We start from the raw sequence: 21,745 nt of genomic DNA, 5'->3' as shown, positions 1-21,745 counted from the left end.
GCAGGCGCTGGCTCTCGCGGGAACGCTCGTTCTCGGAGGTCGTCAGCATGAACATGTGGCCGGCCCGGAGGCGGCCTGTTCGACGGCGTGGGCGAGCTCCATGAAGAAGGGGCTCGTGAGGTCGACGATGACGAGTCCGATGGTGCTGCCGCGCGCGCCGGTGAGGATCCGTGCCTGCTGGTTGGGCATGAAGCCGAGCGCTTCGACGGCCGCCAGGACCCTTGCGCGGGTGTCAGGCACCACGCGCTCGGGATGGTTCAGCGAGTTGGACACGGTCCCGATCGAGACGCCGGCAGCCGCGGCCACGTCCGTCATCCGGACCGCTCTCGGTCGCTCCCTACCCGGCATCGCCGCCTCCGAAATGTCACGGATGTATATCGTTCGGACGGCGCCTGTTGCGCTCTCCTGGAATCAGAGTAGTCTCTCCGGTAACGCTTTTGAAGCGCTTTAATCGGGCGAGGGTGCCCGGTTACCACCACCGGGTCTCGAAAGGACAACCACAATGGAGCGGCGTCTCTTCATCAAGATCAACGGCATCGCCATCGCGGCGGCCGTTGGCCTGACCGCCTGTGTCGATGACACGACCCCCACCGCCCCCGGATCCTCGTCCAGCGCCGGTGGCGCTGGCGGTGACAAGAAGTTCAACATCGCCGTCGTGCCGAAGGACTCCACCAACCCGTGGTTCGTCCGCATGGAGGTCGGCGTCAAGAGGTTCGCCGAATCCTCCGGGTTCAACGTGTACCAGAAGGGCCCGGCCGAGACCGACGCCACCCAGCAGGCCCAGGTCATCCGCGACCTGATCGCCCAGAAGGTCGACGCCCTGTGTGTCGTCCCGGTCGACCCGGGTGCACTCGAGCCCGTCCTCAAGGAGGCCATGGACGCCGGTATCACCGTCATCACCCACGAGGGCGCCTCGCAGGAGAACACCCTGTACGACCTCGAGGCCTTCAACAACTCGGCCTACGGTGGCTTCATCATGGACAACCTCGCCGAGGCCATGGGTGAAGAGGGCGTGTACACCACGATGGTGGGCCACGTCACGAACGCCTCCCACAACGAGTGGGCCGACGGCGGCGTCGCGCACGCCAAGGAGAAGTACCCGAACCTCAAGCTGCTCGAGGCCGAGCCGCGCGTGGAGTCGCAGGACGACGGCGAGGTCGCATACCAGAAGGCCAAGGAGCTCCTCAAGAAGTACCCCGAGCTCAAGGGCATCATGGGCACCTCGTCGTTCGACGCCCCGGCGTCGCCCGTGCGATCGAGGAGCTCGGCCTGCAGGGCAAGGTCTTCACCGCGGGTACCGGAATGCCTGAGGCCAACAAGGCGATCCTCGAGAAGGGCCTCGTGCACGCCCTCACGCTGTGGGATCCGGCCGATGCGGGCGAGGCGATGGCCTCCCTGGCGGTCAAGGTGCTCAAGGGCGAGGAGATCAAGGCCCCGATCAACCTGGCCGTCACCGGCTACGAAGAGGTCCAGTTCGCCGAGGGCAGCGACAAGGTGCTCGAGGGTGCAGGCTGGATCGTGATCACCAAGGACAACGTCGACAGCTTCGGCTTCTGAGTCCAACCGCTCGGGTCGCCTCTGCCCAGAGGCGGCCCCGAGCGCAGCCATCCCCCGATGAGGAAGATTCATGACTGAACCCTTTCTGTCCCTGCGTGGGATCAGCAAGTCGTTCGCGGGTGTAAAGGCCCTCGACAGTGTCGATTTCGACATCTACCCCGGTGAGGTGCACTGCCTCGCGGGCGAGAACGGCTCGGGCAAGTCCACCATGATCAAGGTCATCTCGGGCGTCTACGACCCGGACGCCGGTGGCGAGATCGTGATGGGCGGCACCTCGTACGCGAAGCTGACGCCGATTGAAGCGATCAACAACGGGGTCCAGGTGATCTACCAGGACTTCTCGATCTTCCCGAACCTGACGGTCGCCGAGAACCTTGCGCTGACCGGCGAGGTGTCCAACGGACGCAAGCTGGTCAACTGGAAGCGCATGCGGGCCATCGCCGAGCAGGCCGTGGCCAAGATCAACTTCAAGGTCGACCTCGACGCCCGCGTCGGCGACCTTTCCGTCGCAGACAAGCAGCTCGTCGCCATCTCACGCGCGCTCATCACCGAGCCGAAGCTGCTCATCATGGACGAGCCGACCACCGCCCTCACCCACCGTGAGGTCGAGGCCCTGTTCCGGGTGGTCGCCGATCTGCAGTCCCGCGGCATCGCGATCCTGTTCGTCAGCCACAAGCTCGAAGAGGTCTTCGAGATCAGCGAGCGATTCACCATCATCCGCAACGGCCGGGTCGTCGTCACTACGCTGCCGGAGGAGCTCGACCACAAGAAGTTCGCCGAGTACATGACCGGCCGCGACTACGACGACAGCTCGACCGCCCCTCCGGTGAACTGGGGAGGCTGTGCTCGAAGTCAGCGGCCTCGGCCTGACGGACGCCTTCGAGGACGTCAGCTTCACCCTGCGCCGCGGCGAGGTGCTCGGCATCACCGGCCTGCTCGGCTCGGGCCGCACCGAGCTCGCGCTCACACTGTTCGGTGTGTTCCCCAGCGACCAGGGGCAGATCAGCGTGGGCGGCAAGGCCGTGAAACTGAAGGGGATCCGCGACGCGCTCGACGCGGGATCGCCTACGTGCCGGAGGACCGGCTCACCGAGGGGCTGATGCTGGAGCGCTCGATCGCCGACAACATTGTGATCTCCGAGCTGGACGACCTCAGCCGTGGCGGGTGCTCGTCCGGTCGCGGCGCGCCGCCGAGGTGTCGCGCTGGGTCGACGAGCTGAAGATCGCCACCCGGAGGCCGGCCAACGCCGTCAACACGCTGTCCGGCGGAAATCAGCAGCGGGTCGTCATCGCGAAGTGGCTCGCGACCGAGCCCGACGTGCTGATCCTCAACGGCCCGACGGTCGGTGTCGACATCGGCTCGAAGCGTGACATCCATCTCATCCTGAAGGAGCTGGCCGACAAGGGCATGGGCATCATCGTGATCACCGACGACATTCCGGAACTTCTCCAGGTCTCCAACCGGGTCCTGCTCCTCAAGGACGGGCGGATCACCGACGAGATCGACCCCGCGGGCATCACGGAGCACGAGATGTCCGCCCGGATCACCGGCGGATCGATCTCCGGGAGGTGGCCTGACGTGCAGGGCTCATCCACAAGCTCTTCCGCTCGAACGAGTTCTACCTGTTCCTGGTGATCGTCGCCCTGTGCGTCGTGATCCAGATCCGTAGCGGCCAGTTCTTCACCCCGAACAACCTGGTCGACCTCGCCAACGCGATGGTGGTGCCGGGGCTGTTCGGCATCGGCGCCTACATGGTGATCGTCTCCGGCGGCATCGATGTGTCGTTCCCGGCGCTCGCCTCGCTTGCGGTGTACGCCGTGACGCGCGTGCTGGTGGACAGCGACTTCCAGGGACCGGTGATCGTGCCGCTGCTGGCGGTCATGGCGCTGGGTGCCCTGCTCGGCGCCTTCAACGGCCTGTTCACCTCGCGGCTCGCCATTCCGACGCTGATCATCACGCTCGGCACGGCCAACGTGTTCTCCGGCGTCATGCAGGGCGCGCTCTCGTCCGTGCAGATCCCGGCGCTGCCAGCGTCGATGGAGGCGTTCGGGCGCACCGCGCTGTTCACCGCGAAGAACCAGCAGTCGGGGCTGACGTCGTCGCTGCCGCTGTCGTTCCTGCTGCTGATCGCCGTGCTGGTGATCGTGTTCCTCATCATGCGGTACACGATGTTCGGTCGCGCCATCTTCGCGCTCGGCGGCGACGAGTCGTCCGCGCTGCGCGCGGGCTTCAAGGTGCGCAGCATCAAGTTCTGGCTCTATGTCATGGTGGGCGTCATCGCCGCCCTCGGCGGCTTCGTCCGCACCACCTCGATGGGCCAGATGCACCCGACGAACCTGCTCGGTAGTGAGATGCTCGTCATCGCCGCCGTCGTGCTGGGCGGTGCGGCCATCACGGGCGGCACCGGGTCGCTCACCGGCGTGATGCTCGGCACGCTGCTCATCGTCATCGTCCAGAACAGCATGATCCTGCTGGGCATCCCGACCTTCTGGCAGCGCGCCGCACTCGGCATGCTGATCATCGTCGGCACCGGGATCTCGGCCGTCCAGATCACCAGAAGGCGCCGTCGTCAGCGCCTGGTGGCGGAGTGAAAGGACCGTTCATGACCACCTCCACTACCACTCCCACGGCCAAGGCCGAGAAGCGGACATTCCTCAAGGACCTCGATCCGCAGATCGTGCGTCTCGTCGTCATCCTGGCCGCACTGCTGCTGTTCTTCATGATCACGCGGGGCGGTGCGTTCCTCCGGGTATCCACCTGGCAGTCGATGGGCGTCGCGTTCCCCGAGTTCGGCCTGATGGCGCTCGGTGTGATGCTCACCATGATCACCGGCGGCATCGACCTCTCAACGGTCGGCATCGCCAACATGACGGCGATCGCGTCGGCCTCGGTGATGCTGTCGATGGCGCCCTCCGGGGCGTCGACCGGCGATCAGACCACCGCCATGTTGGTCGGGATCCTGCTCTCGGTGGGGCTCGGCACGCTCGCCGGGGCTTTCAACGGCTTCCTCGTGGCGAAGGTCAAGATCCCGGCCATCCTGGTGACGCTCGGCACCCTCGAACTGTTCACCGGTATCGCCATCGTGATCACCGGAGGCAAGCCGCTCAGCGGCCTGCCTCCCGTGTTCAGCGCGACGCTGGGCGGCAAGGTCGGCAAGGTGCCCATGCAGTTGATCATCTTCATCGTGGTGGCACTCGTCATCGGCTTCCTGCTGGCGAGGACCACCTTCGGAGCGAAGCTCTACATGCTCGGCAGCAACGCGACCGCGGCCAAGTTCAGCGGCCTCAACTCGACGAGCCTGCTGATCCGCACCTACGCCCTGTCCGGCCTCTGCGCCGGGGTCGCGGGACTTGTCATGATGGCCAACTACAACTCGGCGAAGGCCGACTACGGCAGCACCTACACGCTTCTGACGGTGCTGATCGTGGTGCTCGGCGGCGTCAGCCCGCTCGGCGGCAGCGGCCGCCTCCTCGGGGTGGTGCTCGCGATCACGGTGCTGCAGATCCTCCAGTCGGGTCTCAACATGTTCCCGCAGGTGAGCAACTTCTACCTGCCGCTGATCTGGGGTGCGACGCTGCTGACGGTGATCAGCACGTCGAACCTCGGCGGCGGTTTCCTCAAGCGCTTCAAGAAGAACAAGGAGTGATCGACATGCTGACCACGAAAGACAAGCACGTCGTCGTCGCGGCAGATTTTGCGGGCTTCCCGCTGAAGGAGCACGTGAAGGTGCACCTGGTCGCGAAGGGCTGGGAGGTGACCGACCTGACCCCCGACAAGGACACCGCCCCATGTACCACCGCGCGGGGTTCATGGTCGGTGCGAAGATCGCCGAGGGCGAGTTCGAGAAGGCGCTCGCCTTCTGCGGCACCGGCATGGGTATCCACGTGGCGGCCAGCAAGCTGCCGCACGTCCACGCCGCCGTTGCCGAGTCGGTGCCCGCCGCGAAGCGGGCGGCCTCGGCCAACGGCTGCAACGTGCTCGCGATGGGCGGTTTCTGGACCGGACCCCGCCTGGGTCAGGCCATGGCCGAGGCGTTCCTCGAGACCAGCCTCGGCGACGGCTACGAGGACTGGGAAGGCTTCTACGACTACCACAAGCTCGGCTTCGACGAGACCGAGAACTTCGACTACGAGGCCTACAAGGCCAACGGGTTCCAGGTCGTCAACCCGGGCACAGTGGTGCTCGGCCCGGAGCCTGAGGGCCTCGCCTTCTGACGCACGGAACGAGGGTGGGTGGCAGCCGCCACCCACCCCTCGTTCCGTCGCCTCAGGCGCCGGCGAGCCAGCTGACGGCGTTGCCGAACAGGGCCGCGTAGCCCGGCCAGGCCATGAACTCCTGCGGCGCCCAGTGGGGTGAGATGTCCGACGCGTAGGCGAGAGTGCGGCCCTCGCCGACGCTGCGCACAGCGAGCAGGGGCCGGCCCTCCACCTCGGCCAACACGATCGCGTCGCCCCGGGCGGCCAGCTTCTGGTAGCCGAGGATGGCGGCCACGTAGCGTCGAGGCCGCGGGTGACGAAGTGGTCCGTGCCGGTGAGGGTGCCCTCGACCCCCTCCGGGTCTCGACCCTGTCGTCGTAGGGAGGATCGTCACGGGGAGGACCTCCTCGACGGCGGTGTCGTGGTAGTTGGCCTTCGCCTGGAAGCCCTGGAAGCTGAGGTAGCCGCCCGCCATCATGAGCCCACCGCCGCCATGGACCCACTCGCGCAGCAGCTTCAGGCGGTTGGGTGCGCGGCGCCCCTCCTCGAAGACCTGCGGCGGAAGCAGGAGGCTGTTGGCGCCGATGTCCGAGAGGATGACGACGTCGTACGCGTCCAGCTGCTCCAGGGTCAACGGGAAGTCGACGGCCACATCGTGGCTCCGCAGGTGCGTCACCTCATGGCCGGCTGCGCCGAGCACCTTCAAGAGTTCGGCGCACCCGATGTGGACCTGGGTGTGGGGAAGGCGTCGTATCCCTTGTGGTCGGTGACCGCACTGATCCAGGATTCGCCGGCCAGCAGGACCTTGGCCATGTATCTACTCCTTGTTACCGCCGTCGCCTCGTCGCGACGGGTGGCCCCCAAGGCTATCGGACCGCGTGCGGTGTGCTCCTAGCCCACCTGGGCGGCGAAGGCGTCGGCGAAGGCGGCGAGGTCGTCGACCGACACCAGGGCCGCCGGATCGCTGACCAGCACCACGCCGAGGTCGCCGGTCTGGATGTAGCAGGTCGGGGCGGAGTCGGAGTCCGTGCCGCACACGACCCGGTCGCCGGAGAATGCGGGCTTGTCGAGGAAGTCGGCGAAGCTCGCGACCGGATGGTTGGAACCGGCAGAGGCCGGATAGATGGCGTCGCCGCCGCGGCCGTAGAAGAGCAGCGCCTCATCAAGCGTCCACTCGCCGACCGTGGCGGGAAGCACGTCGGCGCTCAGCTCGGGCCACGCACCGGCGTCTGGCGACGACCCGGTGCCGGGCTCGGAGACCACGGGGAGGGCGCGGTCGTGGCAGGGGCGGAGGTGGCAGGGAGCGCCGGGGTCGGCGAGGGATCGGCCGTGGTGCCGGCGCGCGTGGCCAGGAAGACGGCGAGCGCGATCAGGGCGACCAGCACGAGCGTCCCGCCGACGATCAGGCCGACGCGCGGGCCACGGCCGGCTGGCCGGTGGCCCTGGGGTCCGTTCCAGTCCTGGTTGCTCATGGGTGCCTCCTCAGGTGCGGTTCCCAAGCGTAGAGGGCCGGGCGACCAGGGGTCGGGCCCTTCCACCGCGGCCGGGGCCTACGATGAGGCATGGCAATCAAGATGGTCGCACTGCTCGACGGAACCCTGATCGATCCCTCCCAACCCATCGTCCGCGCCGACGACCAGGGTGTGGTCCGCGGCGACGGCGTGTTCGACGCCCTCCTCGCGGTGGACGGGGACGCCCGCGACCTCGATGCCCACCTCGACCGGCTCGCCGTCTCGGCCGGCCTGCTGCAACTTCCCGACCCCGATCGTGAGGGCTTCGTCCGCGCCGTCGACGCCGTCCTCGCGGCCTGGGACTGGGGGAGCGACCCGGAGGTGGTGCTCCGCATGATCCACACCCGCGGTGCCGAGGGGATCGACATCCCCAACGGGTGGGTGATGGCCGCCCCGCTCGACGAGGGCTCCCGCAGGCAGCGCACCGACGGGGTCCGCGTCCTCCTGCTCGACCGTGGCTTCGACGGCACCGGCATCGCCGACCTGCCCTGGCTGCTTCCCGGCGCCAAGTCGCTCTCCTACGGCATCAACATGGCAGCCAAGCGGTACGCCGTCTCCAACGGGGCCGACGACGTGGTGTTCACCACCCCCGCAGGCGGGCTGCTCGAGGGGCCGACGTCATCGGTGGTGCTCGACATCGACGGCGAACTCGTCACCCCCGCACAGGAGGGGATCCTGCGCTCCATCACCGTCGACGACCTGGAGAAGGCCGCGACGGGCGCGGGGCTTACCATGCGCTTCGCCCCGCTCGACACGTCCGACTTCGGGCGCTGCCGTGGCGCATGGCTGCTGTCCTCGGGCCGCATCCTCGCCCGCATCACGCACCTCGACGGCGAGCCGCTGCAGGCCTCGCCGCTCGACGCCGACCTGAAGCGGCTCCTGGAGGTGCCCGGGGCATGAGCCTCGTCCCGGTCGACGCCACCTTTGCCGACCTGCCCCGGAGGCGCACGCGCTGCTCGACCGGGTGGCGGCGCGGGCGAGGGCCTCCTCGGCGGCACGCTCACCACCGTGCGGGACGAGGTGTCGGTGACGCTGCGCATCACGGAGGTGGAGGCATACGGGGGCGGGTACGATCCCGGCTCGCACGCCTACCGGGGCCCCTCGGCCCGCAACGCCCCCATGTTCGGCCCGCCGCTGCACGCCTACGTCTACCGCCACATGGGGCTCCACACCTGCTTCAACGTCGTGGTCGCCGTGGACGGCACGCCCACCGGGGTGCTGATTCGGGCGGGGGAGGTGATCGACGGCGTCGCCACTGCACGGGCGCGGCGCTCGGCCAGGGGCCGCACCCGTGTCGACTCCGACCTGGCCGCGGGGCCGGCCCGGCTCACCGTCGCCCTCGGGATCGTCCTCGCCGACGCAGGCGCCCCGCTGGATGGCAGCACCGGGATCACGCTCGTGCCCCGCACCGGGCCCGAGCCCGTCATCGCGGCCGGGCCACGGATCGGCCTGGGAAAGGCGACGGACTTTCCGCTGCGGTTCTGGATCGCGGGCGACCCCACCGTGTCGAGGTAGCGGATCGGGCGTTCCGCCTCCCGGGGTGAGGCGCGGTCATACGCTCCGCTTGAGGGGTGGAAGACATGGTCACAGATGCCTACCGGCTCACATATTCGAGCCTCCGCTGGCTGCTCGCCCTGCTACCCGGGGTGCTGTTCATCGTCACCGTCGGCACCGCCATCGTGCAGGGGCATCTCGAGGGGTCCATCAGCGCCTACTACGGCGGCCCGGTGCGTGACATCTTCGTCGGCGTGCTGGTCGCCGAGGCGGCGCTGCTCGTCGCCTACCAGGGATCCACCGCGCTCGAGGACTACAACTTCAACGGGGCCGGGTTCTACGCGGTGCTCGTCGCGCTGATCCCGACCGGACTCGTGGACAACATCCAGGCGCTCAAGGCCGGGCTCGAGCTCTCGCCCGGCGGCACCAGCCCGTCCGATCTCGTCTGGTCGCTCCGGTTCAGCCTCACCCTGTTCGGCGTTATCGCCGTCGCCCTCGTGGTGCGCGAGGTGAGGAGCACCACCCGCGTGCAGAAACTCCTCGCGGCGGACAAGGTGACGGTGACATTCGTGACCGTGACGTTCGCCACACTGATCGCGCTCCAGGCGCTCGTCCTGTGGCAGGTCTGGGTGCCTGCACCCGAGGACGTCACCATGGACGGGCTGCGTTCCGTGCCGCTGCTGCGCGACATTCCGTTCCTCGGAAGGCTCCGGATCCACGACATGGCGGCGATCTTCTTCATCGCTGCCCTGGCCGTCGGCGTGTGGTGCCACGGCTGGCCCCGCAAGGCCGCCGTCAACGGGCGCGAGCGCGTCGCTCCGGCGGCACTGGTGTGGGTGAAGGCCTACCAGGTGATCTTCGTCGCGATGGTGGCCGGCCCGCTCGTGGCTTGGGTGGTGTCGGCGCTCTTCGCGCCCGGCCGGTTCGTGATCCTGCTCGAATGGTGGGAGATCGCGCTGTTCACCACGTTCTGGGTGACGGAGACCGTTCGGCAGGAGCGGCTCCCTGCCAGCCGACCGCCTGAAATCGTGTGATCCGCTCGATCGCCTCCGCGATCGCCTCCGCGCCCGCCGCGAAGCTTATCCGCACCGCCCTGTCCCGTGGACGGCGTCGAAGTCGCGCCCGGGCGTCACTGCCACGCCCGTGGCGTCGAGCAGCGCCGCCGCGTAGGCCGATGAGTCGGGGTAGCGGGAGAGTTGGTCACCGAGGTCGGCGTAGTAGTAGAACGCGCCGTCGGCGGGTGCAGCCACACCCCACCCGAGTCGTTCCCTCGACGCGAGCAGCAGGGAACGGGCCTCGGTGAACTCCGCGACGGCCCTGTCGCACTCCGCGTACGACTCGGGGGTGAACGCCTCCAGCGCGGCGTGCTGGGCAGGCGCGGGCGGGCACAGGGCGAGGTTGCCCGCGAGGGCGTCAACGGCATCGACCAGGTGGGGAGGGAGCACGAGCCAGCCGATGCGCCAGCCTGTCATGCCCCAGTATTTGCTGAACGACGACACCACCACCGGTTCGGGCCCGAACTCCAGCGCCGTGGTGCCTCGTGACCCGTCGTAGGTCACTCCGTGGTAGATCTCGTCGCTGACCAGCAGCACGTCGTTGGCCCGGCACCATGAGGTCAGCGCCGCGAGCTCGGCCCGGCTGACCATGGTGCCCGTGGGGTTGGCGGGGGAGGCGAGGATCAACCCGGCCAGCGGCGCTTCGCGGTGGGCAGCCTCGAGCAGTTCGACCGTGGGCTGGAACCTCACCTCCGGCCCGCAGTCGAGGTCGACCACCTCGCAGCCGAGCGACGCGAGGATGTTGCGGTAGGCGGGATATCCGGGGCGGGCAAGGGCGACCCGGTCGCCCGCGTCGAAGGCGGCGAGGAAGGCGAGCAGAAAGCCACCCGAGGATCCGGTGGTCACCGCGATGCGTTCCGGGTCGACCTCGACTCCGTACCAGCGCCGGTAGTGCCCGGCCAGAGCCTCCCGGAGCGGCCGGATACCGAGCGCCGGGGTGTAGCCGAACGGGGTGCCCGCCGCATGGAGTTCGGCGGCGGCCCTGTTCACCACGGCCGGTGCACCGCCCGCGGGTTCGCCTGCGCAGAGGGAGATCACATCGCGTCCCTCCGCCCGCATCCGTGCCACCCGGTCGAGGATGGTCATCACCTCGAACGGGGGTATCTGTGAGCGATGGGAGACCATGGCATGAGGCTACGCCGCGGGGCGAATCGCGGGTCCACCCGTGTCCGTTGCGGGGGCTCATGGATGAGATTCCTCGCCTGCGCGGATAGAGTGGCCCCATGCCACGCGTCGTTGTCAACGTCATGCCCAAGCCCGAGATCCTTGACCCGCAGGGTAAGGCCGTCACCGGCGCGCTCAAGCGCCTCGGCTTCCAGGGCCTCTCCGTCCGCCAGGGCAAGCGCTTCGAGGTCGAGGTCGAGGGCGACGTGACGCCCGAGGTCCTCGAGCAGATCGGTCAGGCGGCCGACACGCTGTTCGCCAACACCGTCATCGAGTCCTACGAAGTGGTGACCGACTGATGGCACGCATCGGCGTCGTCACCTTCCCGGGTCGCTCGACGACCAGGATGCGCTGCGCGCCGTCAGGATCGCCGGTGCCGAGCCGGTCGCTCTGTGGCACGGGTCCGACTCCGTCGACGGGGTCGACGCGATCATCCTGCCCGGCGGCTTCTCCTACGGTGACTACCTGCGCTGCGGGGCCATTGCCCGGTTCAGCCCGGTGATGTCGACCGTGATCGACGCGGCCAGGAAGGGCATGCCGGTGCTCGGCATCTGCAACGGCTTCCAGGTGCTCTGCGAGGCCCACCTCCTCGAGGGCGCCATGATCCGCAACGCGGGTCAGCAGTTCATCTGCCGCGATGAGCGCCTGCGCGTAGAGACCGTTGACACCACCTGGACGTGCGCCTTCACCAAGGGCGACGAGATCACCATCACGCTGAAGAACGGGAGGGGAACTACCAGGCCTCCCCGAGACGCTGAAGAAGCTCGAGGACAACGACCAGGTCGTGTTCCGCTACCTCGACAACCCGAACGGCTCGGCCAACGACATCGCGGGCATCACCAACGAACGCGGCAACGTCGTCGGGCTGATGCCGCATCCCGAGCACAACGTCGAGGCGCTGACCGCGCCGACGGTCGACGGGCTGCGGTTCTTCGAGTCCGCCCTGCGGTTCCTCACCCGCTGAACTCCCGGTAGACCGGTCAGGACGCGTGCCCCTGGGCACGCGTCCTCGTCTGTGGCTGTCGATTGTCGTCGGGCGCACCGAGTGTGACACGGCCCCGACCGGCAGGAACGGATGGCGTAGCTGCACACAGGCGAGGGTGATCGTGGCTACGCCGAAGGCGGGAGGTGGGCGCACCCGGGACCCGCTGGCTGTTCAACACCATGGTGCGCTTCGCCTGACGCATTGCGCCTCGTCAGCCCGGCAAGCGTGTCGCCGGCGATCTCTGGCACACTCTGGCCAACGGCAAGGCACCTCACAAGGGAGTAAACACCAATGAAGCTCATCCGGGTAGCGGCGGTCGGCATCGCGCTGATCGCCTCCTGGCTCATCCCCACCGGGGTCGCGAACGCGGCCCCGACGTCTACGCCACCCCGGGCGTCCACCTGGTCAGCGACCGGTACTGGAAGACCGACTGCACCACCTACTCCACCACGGTCGTCCGCTGCACGACTGACATCTACGGCACCAAGGTCGTCCAGAAGGGCGGTCGCTGGTACAAGCAGAACGACTGGGTCTTCAACAACCTGAGCTACCTGGCATCCCCCGCGCGAACTGGGCGACCAACCCGCTCGGCAACACCGGAAGCTGGACCGCCGCCGACGGCCGCAGCTGGCGCACCGAGTGCGACACCCCAACACCGGCACCGGCGCCTGCCGCAACTACATCCAGGCCACGGTGGCCTCGGAGAAGGGCGGCGTCGTCACGCAGAAGGAGATGGAGGTGTTCAACTCGATGGTCCGCTTCTCGAGTTCCACGATTCCTCCGGTCACCGGCATCCCGGCAGCCGCCCTCCGCGCAGCGACGTGCCGACCCCCGGCGCCCTGATCCCGCTGACCCCCGCCAGCAAGCCGGGTGCGTCGAAGCCGAAGCCGAAGCCGACGACGCCGCCGAGCAAGCCGAGCAGCGTCCCGGGCTCGGGTACAACTGCCCCGCGGGCTACCCCATCAAGGGCAACGCCAACTCCGGCATCTACCACATGCCCGGCCAGCGCTACTACAGCAAGACCAAGCCTGAGGAGTGCTTCGCCAAGGAGAGCGCTGCCAAGGCGGCCGGCTACCGCAAGGCCAAGGTCTGACCCAGCTGCACCAGACCCGCCCGGGAGCGACCCCGGGCGGGTTTCCCCTTCCCCCGACGCAGAGCGCCAGCCGCTCCCAGCCACCCGCATCCCATTGAGGTGGGGCCGGTGGCGGCCACACCGTCGCAGCGGCCGGGGAGGGCACACCCCGCAGACCCCGTGGGCGCTCCACCGCACCTGGTGGTTGGATGGAGGCATGTCAGCCAACCTCACCCAGCTCGAGACCGCGGCCCGCGCCGCGGCGGTCACCCTCCACTCGTACCGCGTCGACGTCGACGTGCGCCACGCCGTTGACCCGGATGTGGCCACCTATCCCGTGGTCTGCGAGATCGAGCTGACCGCCGAGGGTGACACGTGGCTCGACTTCCTCGGCGACTCCGTCCAGCGCGTCACCGTCGACGGTGAGCCCCGGGACGTGAACTTCGACGGCGCCCGCATCGCGCTGACCGGGCTGCCTGCCCGACGTGCGATGGTGCGCGTCGAGGCCACCGCCATCTACTCGCGCACCGGCGAGGGGCTGCACAGGTTCGTCGACCCCGCCGACGGCCAGACCTACCTCTACACCCAGTACGAGCCGGCCGACGCGCGCCGCGTGTTCCCGAACTTCGAGCAGCCCGACCTGCGCGCGCCATTCACGTTCTCGATGACAGGCCCCGAGGCCTGGTGGTTCGGCTCCAACCAGCCCGAGGCCCTCCGCACGGTGGTTGCCGACGGCGTGGTGCGCGTCGACTTCGAGCCCACCCGCACCCTGTCGACCTACATCACCTGCCTCTGTGCCGGCCCGTACCACCGCGAGGCGCGCACGGTCGACGGCATGGAGTACGGCCTGCTCTGCAGGCAGAGCCTCGCCCGCCACCTCGACGCGGACGAGCTGTTCCGCCTCACCACCGAAGCCATGGCCTGGTTCACCGCCAACTTCGGGTCCTACCCGTGGGGCGCGAAATACGACCAGATCTTCGTTCCTGAGTACAACCTCGGGGCCATGGAGAACCCGGGCCTCGTCACCTTCACCGAGGCGTACCTGTTCCGCTCTCCCGCCACCCCCGCGCAGCTGCAGGCCCGGGCGAACACCCTTGTGCACGAGATGAGCCACATGTGGTTCGGCGATCTCGTCACCTGCCGCTGGTGGGGAGACCTGTGGCTGAAGGAGAGCTTCGCCGAGTTCATGGGCAGCCACGTCTCGGTCGAGGCCAACGGCTTCGACGAGGGGTGGGTCAACTTCGCCACCGGCCGCAAGGTCGGCGCGTACCTCGCCGACTCGATGCCCACCACACACCCGATCGTGGCCCGCATCGACGACCTTGAGGCGGCCAAGACCAACTTCGACCGGATCACCTACTCCAAGGGTTCGTCGGCGCTGACCCAGCTCGTCCACTACGTCGGCCTCGACGCGTTCCTCGCCGGCGCGCGCCGCTACTTCGCCGCCCACGCCTTCGGGGCGGCCTCCCTGAACGACTTCGTCGAGGCCCTCGACGCCGAGACCGAGCGCGACCTCTCCGGCTGGATCGGTGCCTGGCTCGAGACGTCCGGCCACGACACGCTGCGTCCCCGCCTCGTACTCGACGACGACGGCACGGTCGCGGAGCTCGCGATCGAACGGAGCGACCCGGACGGAGCAGAGCGCCCGCACGCGACCACCGTCGGTCTCTACCGACTCGTAGACGGGCGGCTCACCCTGTCGCAGCGCCTCGACGTGCTGATCGTCGGAGACCTCACGGCGGTCGACGTCCCCGCCGGCACCCCTGCCCCCGACCTCGTGCTGGTGAACGACCTCGACCAGACCTTCGCCGCCGTCGCCCTCGACGGGGCCGCCGTGCTGCTCCACCACATCGGCGAGCTTGAGCCCCTCGCGCGCGCGGTGGCCTGGACGGCGCTCTGGACCGAGCTGCGGGCCGGCCGTCTGACGTCGGCCGACTTCGTCGAGGCGGTGCTCCGTGCGGGGGAGACGCAAAGTGGGCTGCTCGCCTCGGTGCTCACCTGGGCCCAGACGGCGGTGGGCCGCTACACGCCCGAGGCCGACGTGCCCGGGCTGGCCGCGCGCTGGCGCGACGGCTCACGCTCCGCCCTGCTCGCGGCGGGGAGGGGTCGGCTGCTCAGCTGCTCTGGGCCAAGGCGTACCTGCGGGCCGCGGCCCTTGCGCCCGAGGACGTCCGGTGGCTGCTTGCCGACGGCGCGGTGGCCGGGTTGGAGGGTTCCGTCGATCTCACCTGGCTCGCCTGGGAGAGCCTCTCCACCCAGGGCACCGCCACCGACGCCGAGCTCGACGCGGTGCTGGCCACAGACGACACCGCCGCGGGCAGGGTGGCACGGCTGCGTTGCTGGGCTGCCCGGCCGTCGGCGGAGGTCAAAGCGGAGGCGTGGCGCCGCGCGCACACGGCCGGGGGCGAGACCAACGAGAATGTCGACGCGCTGCTGGCCGGGTTCAACGCCGCGGGACAGGCGGGCCTGCGGGCCCCCTGGCGGGAGCCGTACTTCGACTCGCTGCTTTCCGTCTGGCACGACCACCCCATCGAGATCGCGATGCGGCTGGTGCGCGGCGGCTTCCCCGACGACGACCACGTGGCGGGCGCCGACTGGCTGGCGGCCAACCCGGCCGCACCGGCCACCCTGCGCCGACTCGTCAAGGAGGGCGTGCACGAGGCGGAGGTCGCGGTGCGGGCCCGCTCCGCGCGGGCCTGACGCGGGCTCAGCCTTCGAGCAGCTCGTACACGCCCTGCAGGGTCTCGTTCGGGCGGAAGGGGAACTGTTCGACCGTCTCGGGCGTCGAGATGCCGGTGAGCACGAGCACCGTGTGCAGGCCGGCCTCGATGCCCGCGACGATGTCGGTGTCCATCCGGTCGCCGATCATGCCGGTGGTCTCGGAGTGGGCGCCGATCTTGTTCAGCGCCGAGCGGAACATCATGGGGTTCGGCTTGCCCACGACGTACGGCTCCTTGCCGGTGGCCTTCGTGATGAGAGCTGCCACCGCCCCGGTGGCGGGCACGACACCGTCGAGGGCAGGGCCGGTCGCGTCGGGATTGGTGACGATGAAGCGCGACCCGCTGTTGATCAGCCGGATCACGGTGGTGATGGACTCGAACGAGTAGGTGCGGGTCTCGCCGACCACGACGAAGTCGGGGGTGTGGTCGGTCATGATCATCCCCTTCTCGTACAGGGCGGTGATCAGGCCGGCCTCGCCGACCACGTAGCAGGAGCCGCCGGGCTTCTGTTCGGCCAGGAACTGCGCGGTGGCCATGGCGGAGGTCCAGATCCGCTCCTCCGGCACGTCCAGCCCGGAGTCGCGCAGCCGCACGGAGAGGTCGCGTGGGGTGAAGCTCGAGTTGTTGGTGAGCACCAGGAACGGCGTCTCGTCGCGCGTCCACTGGTCGATCAGTTCAGGGGCGCCCGGCAGCGGCCGGGAGTCGTGGACGAGGACGCCGTCCATGTCGGTGAGCCAGCACCTGATGTCGCTTCGGGTTCGCATGGCCTTCACCGTAGAGCATCCGGTTCAGAGGGAGGCCCCACCCGGATTGTGGGGGCCTCCCTCCGCATCCGGGTGTGGATCAGCCCTTGCCCTTCGGCTTGGGCGCCGGGCCGTTACCGGTGCTGGTGGCGGCGCCCTCGCCGTAGCTGATCGTGATCGGGCTACCGGTCCAGGTCTCCCAGTGGGCCGGGTTCGACGCATCGCCGAGCGCCTTCAGGACGCGGGCCTCGAGGATGTAGTCGCCGTCGGCGACCCGGCGCAGCTTGCCGTTGCCGCCGTTGTTGCCTTGGAAGGTGCCGTCCCAGGCGAGGGTGACGAGTCCCTCCGTGCGCCCCATGTCGAGTTCGGTGGCGTAGTTCACGAAGTTGCTGTGCACCCGTGCACCCTTCGAGCCGTCGGGGTTGGCCTTGTAGACGTCGACGTACAGCTCCGAGACGGGGTAGGAGAGGAAGAACGCCAGGTACGGGAGGTCCTCACCCACCATCGAGTACTCCTGGAAGTCGTCGGCGAGGAAGAGCTCCCCATCCTCGGCGAAGGTCATGGCCGCGAACTGCAGCGCAGTCAGGGCCTGGTAGTCGCCGGAGAGCCCCGCGAAGGGGACGGTGAGCTCGTCGTCTGCGGACTTCAGGGTGATCCAGCCGCCGTACAGGGCGCCGTCCACTCCGAAGTCCTCGCCGATCTGCACGGCGACCTTCGCGGTGCCGTGCGCGGGGACCGTGACCTCGGTCGCCGAGACCCGGACATCGGCCTTGACGGTGTAGAAGTCGAACTCGTCCGAGGCGGGGCCGTAGGTCGCGATCCCGTGCCGTGCGCCGATGGCGTAGGTGACCGGCCGATCCGAGGTGTTGGTGACGGTCAGGGTGGTGGTGACAGGTCCGGCCTCGCCCTCGCCGAGCGAGATCTTCTGCGGCGACACCGACGTCTTCGAGGTGATGGCCTGCGGGATGTCGATGAGGCCGCCGCCCTGCCGGAAGACGGGCTCGAGGTACGGTGTGCCGGGCGCGAGGCTGAAGCCGATCTGGTTGGCCGTGTTGGTCAGCGCGGTGCGGACCTCGAAGGGTGTCAGGGATGGGTCGGCCTCCAGCAGGAGGGCCGCCGCTCCGGCGACGTGCGGCGACGACATCGACGTGCCGCCCAAGGTGGTGTAACTGCCGCGCTCGAGCGGGTAGGTCGAGTAGATGCTGCCGCCCGGGGCGGACACGTCGGGCTTGAGGTCGAGATCGGCGGCGAGGCCGTAGGAACTGAAGTCGGACTGGTAGCCGCCGGTCGGGTTGTCGAACCGCTTCGGCGCCTCCGAGAAGGTGATCGTCGTGGATCCGGCGGCCGCGATCTCCTTGAGGAGCGCGGCACCGTCGACCTTCAGCAGGCTGACCGCAGGAATCGTGATGGGCGTGTCGCCCTCCACGGTCATGTTGATGACGCCGTCGACGTTGTTGTAGATCAGCGCCGCCGAGTAGCCGGCGGCCTGTGTGTTCAGGGTCTTCTCGTGGAAGGAGCAGTCGCCGCGGCTGATCAGCAGCGCCTGGTTGGCGCCCGCGGCGGCCGGGATGGTGGCCGGGGCACACGCCGTCACGGGATTGGCCGCAGTCAGGTTCATGGTGACGCCGCCGGTCGGGTCGGGGGCGCCCGCGGAGCCGAGGAACGGGAACTCGGCGCCTGCTGCACTGGTCACGTAGGACGCCATGAACGCGACGTTGTCGACCGAGCCGACGGTGATGACGTCGTGCGCGACGCCCGGTGCGCCTCCCGAGAAGAGGCCGGCCGCGCCGGAGTTGCCTGCGGACACGACCATCGTGACGCCTGCCGCCACGAGGCGGTCGGCGATGACGGCGGTCGGGTAGCTGGGCCAGGTCTGGAAGGAGGCGCCGAGGCTCATGTTGATCACGTCCATGCCGTCGGCGTAGGCGCGCTCCATGGCCTGCATGATCACTTCGCTGTCGCTGCTGGCCTGCTCGCCGCAGCCGAAGACGCGGTAGGCGCCGAGATCGACGCCGGGGGCCACGCCTGTGACCTCACCGTCTGCGCCCACGATGCCCGCGACGTGCGAGCCGTGTCCCTGGCAGTCGTCCGGCCACCGGTCGGGCTTCGGTGTGTTCTCGGCAGGGTCGGCGCTGTCGGCGTTGTAGGCGTCCCCGACGAAGTCCCAGCCGTACCTGACCCGGGTGCCGGGGAAGTCGGCCGTCTGGTCGTTGACGCCGGAGCCCCGAAGTCGGGGTGGTTGTAGTCGATGCCGGTGTCGATGACGCCGACCTTGATCCCTTACCGGTGAAGCCGAGTTCCTGGTTGACGACGTCGGCGCCGGTCATACCCCTGGCGGTGTTGACGTTCGGCCTGGTCGACGACTCCTGGGGGCGTGCGACCGTGATGACGGGGTAGACCCCCGCGACGCCGGCCGCCCTGGCCAACTTCTTCGCGCTGGCGAGGTCAGCGGTGACCGACACCCCGTTCCAGGTGCTGCTGTAGCTGCGGTTGACGGTGAGCCGTGCTCCGTCCGCCTTTGCCGCGGCGATGGCCTTGTCCTGGGCCTTCTTCACCTTGTCGCTGCTGCCGCCCTTGATCCGGGGACTGCCCTGGATCTCGACGAGCCAGCGGTTGGTGACGACCCCGTCCCCGATCGACCCCAGCATGTCGTCGATTGACGGTGCCGTAGGGATGGGCCGGGTGCGATCGGATCCGGCAGTGTGGTGTCGGCGGCTGAGGTGCCCACGGTGCCGAGGCACAGCGCGGCGGCCAGCAGCCCCGTCCCGATTGCTCGGATGGGTCGTCTGTGGCGTGGATGTGACATGGATGCTCCTCCCGGGTGGTGCGACGGCGGTGTCGACACGCATGGGCGCACTCTGCCAGCAGCGTGGGTCGCGGATGCCCGATCCCGGAAAATGACATGGGCGACGTGACCCGAATCGGGTGGCGGTGCAACGGAAGTGGCTGCGAATCGTCCCAAGGGTGGTAGACGGTAGATTTGGCACCGTGGCAGACACCGTTGAACACGCGACCCAGACCCCTGAGCTTGAGCAGCCCTACGCGGCGCTAGGCGTCAAGGACGACGAGTACGCCAGGATCCGTGAGATCCTCGGCCGGCGACCCACCTCCGCCGAGCTCGCCATGTACTCCGTGATGTGGTCGGAGCACTGCTCCTACAAGTCCTCCAAGGTGCACCTGAAGAAGTTCGGAGCGCTGTCGCAGGAGACCCCGCGCGGGCCCCTGCTCGCGGGCATCGGCGAGAACGCGGGAGTGGTCGACATCGGCCAGGGCTACGCCGTCACGTTCAAGGCGGAGTCGCACAACCACCCGTCCTACGTCGAGCCGTACCAGGGCGCCGCGACCGGCGTCGGAGGCATCGTGCGCGACATCCTCGCGATGGGTGCCCGTCCGATCGGTGTGATGGACTCGCTGCGCTTCGGCCCCCTGCACGAGGCGGACACCCGCCGCGTCCTGCCGGGCGTGGTCGCGGGCGTCGGCGGCTACGGTAACTGCCTCGGTCTGCCCAATATCGGCGGCGAGGTCCAGTTCGATCCCTCCTACCTCGGCAACCCACTCGTCAACGCGCTCTGCGTCGGCGTCCTTCGCCACGAGGACCTCCACCTCGCGCACGCCTCCGGAGTCGGCAACCAGGTGATCCTCTTCGGCGCGGCCACCGGCGGCGACGGCATCGGCGGCGCCTCCATCCTCGCCTCCGAGACCTTCGACGAGACCGGCCCGCCAAGCGGCCCAGCGTCCAGGTGGGTGACCCCTTCATGGAGAAGCTGCTCATCGAGTGCACCCTCGAACTGTTCCGCGCGGGCATCGTCAACGGGATCCAGGACTTCGGCGCGGCGGGCATCTCCTGCGCCACCTCGGAGTTGGCCTCCGCCGGTGACGGTGGCATGTTCGTCAACCTCGACCTCGTGCCGCTGCGCGACCCGAACCTCGCGCCCGAAGAGATCCTGATGAGCGAGTCGCAGGAGCGCATGATGGCGGTCGTCGAGCCCGCCAACGTCGAGCGTTTCATGGAGATCTGCGCCAAGTGGGACGTGCTGGCCACCGTGGTCGGCGAGGTCATCGAGGGCGACCGCCTGATCATCCAGTGGCACGGCGAGACCATCGTCGACGTCGACCCGAAGACGGTCGCGCATGAAGGCCCCGTCTACAACCGTCCCTACCACCGCCCGCCTGGCTCGACGACGTCAACGCCGATCCGGCTGAGGCCCTGCCCAGGGACAACTCCGCCGATGGGCTCCGCGCCGCACTGACCGCCGTCCTGTCCCACCCGAACGTGGCGGACAAGACGTGGGTCACGCAGCAGTACGACCGCTACGTGCGCGGCAACTCGGTGCTCGCGCAGCCGGAGGATTCCGGCATGCTGCGCATCGACGAGGAGACCGGGCTCGGTATCGCCCTGTCGCTCGACGCCAACTCGCGCTTCTCCTACCTCAACCCGTACCTCGGCGCGCAGCTGTCACTGGCCGAGTCCTACCGCAACGTGGCCGTCACCGGCGCGGAGCCGGTCGCGATCACCGACTGCCTCAACTTCGGCTCGCCGGAGGATCCCGAGGTGATGTGGCAGTTCTCGGAGGCGGTCATCGGTCTCGTCGACGGTTGCCGCGAGCTCGGCGTTCCCGTCACGGGCGGCAACGTCTCCCTCTACAACCAGACGGCGTCCACCCCGATCCTGCCGACCCCGACGGTCGGTGTGCTCGGCGTGATCGACGACGTCGCCACCCGCATCCGCAGCGGCTTCACGCATGCGGGCGACGCGATCTACCTGCTCGGTGAGACCCGCGAGGAGCTCTCCGGATCGATCTGGGAGGCCGCCACAGCCGACGGGCATCTCGGTGGCATGCCGCCGAAGGTCGACCTGGCCGCCGAGAAGGCACTCGCGGGCGTGATGGTCGAGAGCGCCCGCCAGGGGCTGCTCACCTCGGCACACGACGTCAGTGAGGGTGGCCTCGCCGTGGCGCTGGCCGAGTCGGCCTTCCGCAACGGTGTCGGCTTCGCCGTCACCCTGCCGGGCGACGACCCGACGGTGGCCCTCTTCTCCGAGTCGGCCGCGCGGGCGGTCGTGTCGCTCCCCGGTTCCTCGGTCGCCGCGTTCGAGGCGTTGTGCGCCGAACGGGGCGTGCCCGCCGCCCGGATCGGCGAGGTCACCGGTGACGAGGAACTCGAGTTCGTCGGTTTGCTGAGCGTTGCGCTGGACGAGGCGCACTCCACCTGGCACGCGCCCCTTCCGGACGCCCTGGCCTGATCCGGG

At 68.9% G+C, this 21,745-nt stretch carries 20 protein-coding genes and 5 pseudogenes; 17 read left to right on the top strand and 8 right to left on the bottom strand.

The window, feature by feature from the left end; translation table 11 throughout:
* Nucleotides 1-42 precede the first annotated feature (42 nt).
* A complete protein-coding gene (locus G7085_RS05780) occupies nt 43-306 on the bottom strand; it encodes a LacI family DNA-binding transcriptional regulator (RefSeq protein ID WP_197510245.1) in 264 nt (87 codons plus the stop codon).
* A gap of 196 nt (nt 307-502) precedes the next feature.
* On the opposite strand from G7085_RS05780, the pseudogene G7085_RS05775 reads away from it, so the two are divergent.
* The 6 genes and pseudogenes from G7085_RS05775 to G7085_RS05750 all read left to right on the top strand — a co-directional run bounded on the left by G7085_RS05775 (nt 503) and on the right by G7085_RS05750 (nt 5,771).
* Nucleotides 503-1,557, top strand: a pseudogene (locus G7085_RS05775) (substrate-binding domain-containing protein).
* A 70-nt stretch (nt 1,558-1,627) separates the two neighbouring features.
* A complete protein-coding gene (locus G7085_RS36220; protein WP_197510243.1) occupies nt 1,628-2,776 on the top strand; it encodes an ATP-binding cassette domain-containing protein in 1,149 nt (382 codons plus the stop codon).
* Nucleotides 2,752-3,192 (top strand): ATP-binding cassette domain-containing protein, encoded by a 441-nt coding sequence (locus tag G7085_RS05765; protein ID WP_197510242.1) that lies wholly within the window; start codon nt 2,752-2,754, stop codon nt 3,190-3,192. The genes G7085_RS36220 and G7085_RS05765 overlap by 25 nt, the downstream gene beginning before the upstream one ends.
* Complete coding sequence (locus G7085_RS05760; protein WP_331715498.1) at nt 3,189-4,148, top strand: ABC transporter permease; 960 nt, start codon at nt 3,189-3,191, stop codon at nt 4,146-4,148. The genes G7085_RS05765 and G7085_RS05760 overlap by 4 nt, the downstream gene beginning before the upstream one ends.
* Before the next feature lie 11 nt (nt 4,149-4,159).
* A complete protein-coding gene (locus tag G7085_RS05755) occupies nt 4,160-5,203 on the top strand; it encodes an ABC transporter permease (protein WP_197510241.1) in 1,044 nt (347 codons plus the stop codon).
* Between the two features lie 142 nt (nt 5,204-5,345).
* Nucleotides 5,346-5,771 carry an RpiB/LacA/LacB family sugar-phosphate isomerase gene (locus G7085_RS05750; RefSeq protein ID WP_231979272.1) on the top strand — a complete coding sequence of 142 codons (426 nt, stop codon included), beginning with the start codon at nt 5,346-5,348 and terminating at the stop codon, nt 5,769-5,771.
* Between the two features lie 52 nt (nt 5,772-5,823).
* Here G7085_RS05750 and G7085_RS05745 read toward each other — a convergent pair whose 3' ends face one another.
* From G7085_RS05745 to G7085_RS05735, 3 genes are all read right to left on the bottom strand, one after another.
* Nucleotides 5,824-6,453 carry a glutamine amidotransferase gene (locus G7085_RS05745; protein ID WP_331715497.1) on the bottom strand — a complete coding sequence of 210 codons (630 nt, stop codon included), beginning with the start codon at nt 6,451-6,453 and terminating at the stop codon, nt 5,824-5,826.
* A 191-nt stretch (nt 6,454-6,644) separates the two neighbouring features.
* On the bottom strand, nt 6,645-6,950 hold the full coding sequence (locus tag G7085_RS05740) for a hypothetical protein (RefSeq protein WP_197510240.1): 306 nt from the start codon (nt 6,948-6,950) through the stop codon (nt 6,645-6,647).
* Nucleotides 6,951-6,958: 8 nt separating this feature from the next.
* Nucleotides 6,959-7,225, bottom strand: coding sequence for a hypothetical protein (locus tag G7085_RS05735; RefSeq protein ID WP_197510239.1), 267 nt, complete (start codon nt 7,223-7,225; stop codon nt 6,959-6,961).
* A 90-nt stretch (nt 7,226-7,315) separates the two neighbouring features.
* On the opposite strand from G7085_RS05735, the gene G7085_RS05730 reads away from it, so the two are divergent.
* From G7085_RS05730 to G7085_RS05720, 3 genes are all read left to right on the top strand, one after another.
* Nucleotides 7,316-8,164 (top strand): aminotransferase class IV, encoded by an 849-nt coding sequence (locus G7085_RS05730; RefSeq protein WP_231979270.1) that lies wholly within the window; start codon nt 7,316-7,318, stop codon nt 8,162-8,164.
* 24 nt (nt 8,165-8,188) lie between these two features.
* Nucleotides 8,189-8,779, top strand: coding sequence for a DNA-3-methyladenine glycosylase (locus G7085_RS05725; protein ID WP_197510237.1), 591 nt, complete (start codon nt 8,189-8,191; stop codon nt 8,777-8,779).
* 65 nt (nt 8,780-8,844) lie between these two features.
* Entirely contained in the window at nt 8,845-9,792 is a 948-nt protein-coding gene (locus G7085_RS05720; protein ID WP_197510236.1) for a hypothetical protein, read from the top strand.
* Between the two features lie 45 nt (nt 9,793-9,837).
* On the opposite strand, the gene G7085_RS05715 is transcribed toward G7085_RS05720, so the two are convergent.
* Entirely contained in the window at nt 9,838-10,899 is a 1,062-nt protein-coding gene (locus G7085_RS05715; protein WP_231979269.1) for a pyridoxal phosphate-dependent aminotransferase, read from the bottom strand.
* A 137-nt stretch (nt 10,900-11,036) separates the two neighbouring features.
* On the opposite strand from G7085_RS05715, the gene purS reads away from it, so the two are divergent.
* From purS to G7085_RS34250, 7 genes and pseudogenes are all read left to right on the top strand, one after another.
* Nucleotides 11,037-11,276: a phosphoribosylformylglycinamidine synthase subunit PurS gene (purS, locus tag G7085_RS05710; protein ID WP_197510235.1), complete on the top strand. Its 240-nt coding sequence runs from the start codon at nt 11,037-11,039 to the stop codon at nt 11,274-11,276.
* Nucleotides 11,276-11,941, top strand: a pseudogene (purQ, locus tag G7085_RS05705) (phosphoribosylformylglycinamidine synthase subunit PurQ). Before purS ends, purQ begins: the two are co-directional and overlap by 1 nt.
* A 312-nt stretch (nt 11,942-12,253) precedes the next feature.
* The gene (locus G7085_RS05700) at nt 12,254-12,508 is read left to right on the top strand and encodes a hypothetical protein (protein WP_197510234.1); all 255 of its coding nucleotides are present in this window, start codon (nt 12,254-12,256) and stop codon (nt 12,506-12,508) included.
* 93 nt (nt 12,509-12,601) lie between these two features.
* Nucleotides 12,602-12,805, top strand: a complete 204-nt coding sequence (locus tag G7085_RS05695; protein ID WP_197510233.1) for a hypothetical protein — start codon at nt 12,602-12,604, stop codon at nt 12,803-12,805.
* Between the two features lie 118 nt (nt 12,806-12,923).
* Nucleotides 12,924-13,055, top strand: a complete 132-nt coding sequence (locus G7085_RS36215) for a sunset domain-containing protein (RefSeq protein ID WP_456300410.1) — start codon at nt 12,924-12,926, stop codon at nt 13,053-13,055.
* 196 nt (nt 13,056-13,251) lie between these two features.
* Nucleotides 13,252-15,099, top strand: a pseudogene (gene pepN, locus G7085_RS05690) (aminopeptidase N); the annotation flags it as partial.
* Complete coding sequence (locus tag G7085_RS34250; RefSeq protein ID WP_408647179.1) at nt 15,033-15,734, top strand: ERAP1-like C-terminal domain-containing protein; 702 nt, start codon at nt 15,033-15,035, stop codon at nt 15,732-15,734. The pseudogene pepN and the gene G7085_RS34250, both read left to right, overlap by 67 nt.
* Before the next feature lie 7 nt (nt 15,735-15,741).
* Here the strand turns inward: G7085_RS34250 and G7085_RS05680 are convergent, their stop codons facing one another.
* The 3 genes and pseudogenes from G7085_RS05680 to G7085_RS05670 form a co-directional block, all read right to left on the bottom strand.
* Entirely contained in the window at nt 15,742-16,518 is a 777-nt protein-coding gene (locus tag G7085_RS05680; RefSeq protein WP_197510231.1) for an HAD-IIA family hydrolase, read from the bottom strand.
* Nucleotides 16,519-16,597: 79 nt separating this feature from the next.
* Nucleotides 16,598-18,598, bottom strand: a pseudogene (locus tag G7085_RS34245) (S8 family serine peptidase); the annotation flags it as partial.
* Entirely contained in the window at nt 18,531-19,145 is a 615-nt protein-coding gene (locus tag G7085_RS05670; RefSeq protein WP_197510229.1) for a hypothetical protein, read from the bottom strand. The pseudogene G7085_RS34245 and the gene G7085_RS05670, both read right to left, overlap by 68 nt.
* 340 nt (nt 19,146-19,485) lie before the next feature.
* On the opposite strand from G7085_RS05670, the pseudogene purL reads away from it, so the two are divergent.
* A pseudogene (gene purL / locus G7085_RS05665) lies at nt 19,486-21,739 on the top strand (phosphoribosylformylglycinamidine synthase subunit PurL).
* Nucleotides 21,740-21,745 lie beyond the last annotated feature (6 nt).

It is taken from the genome of Tessaracoccus coleopterorum (assembly GCF_011174705.1).
GTDB lineage: Bacteria > Actinomycetota > Actinomycetes > Propionibacteriales > Propionibacteriaceae > Arachnia > Arachnia coleopterorum.
The sequence above is the reverse complement of the archived record's forward strand: the minus strand, read 5'-3'. Positions and strand labels throughout refer to the sequence as shown.